Raw genomic sequence first — 1632 nt, 5'->3', positions numbered from 1 at the left:
TAGCCCACCCTATTCATGAGGCATGTTGATATTTGCCGTTCTGGCCTGCAATCGCGGCGGCTCGTTGCGTCTGTTTCATCGCGATGAGATTTGGAACATGGCGAACGCGTTGGCAGGAATTGGATGGGGTGATCGGGGCGATGGCGGCCCCGTTGCTTACGGCGACGCCGCCCGTGGCCGGGGTGCGAGAGCCCCCGCAAGACGGCGGAAGAGATCCGCTTCCAGGCAGCAGGAGGCAAAGGCCAGCCGGATGCGAGTGGCGCTTTCCTGCACCCGCACGGCGATCTTGAGCAGGCGCAGCCGCAAGGTGGCGAACTCGGCGCGGGCGAGATCGCGGACAGCCGGGATAGCATCCCGCACCGACAGCATCAGCCAGTAGGCTGCCGTGTGCAGCACGAGGCGGACCTGATTGGCCACCGCTCGCCGGCAAGAAGTCCGGTCGGACGCGAGTTGCGCTTTGTGGAACTTGATCCAGTTCTCCGCCTGGCCGCGGGCACAGTACAGGCTTTCGTAGAGAACCCGCGGGCTGGTGCCGGTCAGGTTGGTGACGACAAAGCGGATGTCGAGCCCCAGGCGCGTGGCCTCGATGCGGGCCACCACCCGGCGCTCGCACGACCAGCTTTTGGCCCGGTGCTTGGTCTCGGCGAAATCCCGCACCACCTCGCGATCCTCGACCGCCCTTTGGGTGCGCACCGCATCGGCCACATTCTGGACTTTGGCGGTGAGCGGCTTCGTGCCGGCCAGCCCGAACAGATAGCTGACGCCGTTCTGCTCGCAGAAGTCCATGGCCTCGGGACGGGCATAGTGACTGTCGCCCCGGATCGTGATCTGCGTGGTCGGCCAGCGCGTCCGGATGCGCCGCACCAGCCGGCGTAGATGCGCCCGCACCTCCACGCCCGAGGGTGTCTTGCCCGGCCGCAGCACAACCGCGACAGGCCGGCCCGTCGCCGCATCGTAGACATGCATTGGCAGGAAACAGCGCTCGTCATAATGGGCGTTGAACAACGACAGCTGCTGATGCCCATGCACCACGTCACAGGTGTCGTCGATATCCAGCACCACGCCATCCGGCACGGTGGCATAGCTGGCCATCCATTGGTCGACCAGAGCATAGGTCAACCGGATGGCATCGCGGATCGTCGGGGCATTCTCCAGGCGTGAGAGGGTCGGCTGCGAGGCGAGATCCGCTCCCGTCTCCGGCAAGTGCCCGCAGGCGAGCTTGAACGCCGGATCAGCCCGCAGCGAGCCGAAGTCATTGCAGTCCTCATAGCCGCACGCGATGGCGAAGATGCGGGCGCGGATCATGTCCGCCACAGCATGCCTGACGCGGGTCGGATCGCGCTGATCCGGGATGACGCGTGCCAGCCGCTCGGCGATCCCAAGCCGGCGCTCGGCCTGGGCCAGGAGCATGACACCACCGTCTGACGACAGGCGCCCACCGTCGAAAGCGGCGGTGATCTTCTTGCGGCCAACGGCTGGAAACGGAAACGTTGGAGGGGTATCGTCCGTCATGGCGGGTGTGGCACGGTGCAATCGTGGCAGGGGTTGGTGTCAGCAACCAAATCCTACGACACGTCAGTCACTTAGGCTACACTCGCCAACCCTCTTCAGCCGCATCGTGCATAAGATGGG

1 protein-coding gene is annotated in these 1632 nt (G+C 65.3%); it reads right to left on the bottom strand.

What is annotated here, in order from left to right:
- Window positions 1–156: 156 nt before the first annotated feature.
- The gene (locus FS320_RS43015) at window positions 157–1512 is read right to left on the bottom strand and encodes an IS1380 family transposase (protein ID WP_152718603.1); all 1356 of its coding nucleotides are present in this window, start codon (window positions 1510–1512) and stop codon (window positions 157–159) included.
- Window positions 1513–1632 lie beyond the last annotated feature (120 nt).

Origin of the sequence: Microvirga tunisiensis (assembly GCF_009296175.1) — a bacterium.
Classification (GTDB): Bacteria; Pseudomonadota; Alphaproteobacteria; order Rhizobiales; family Beijerinckiaceae; genus Microvirga; species Microvirga tunisiensis.
Note: the sequence above shows the minus strand (reverse complement) of the source record. Positions and strands in the feature narration are given on the sequence as shown.

Coding starts and splice junctions, on each gene's coding strand:
- FS320_RS43015 (WP_152718603.1), bottom strand. CDS start 1,512: ATGACGGACGATACCCCTCCAACGTTTCCGTTTCCAGCCGTTGGCCGC.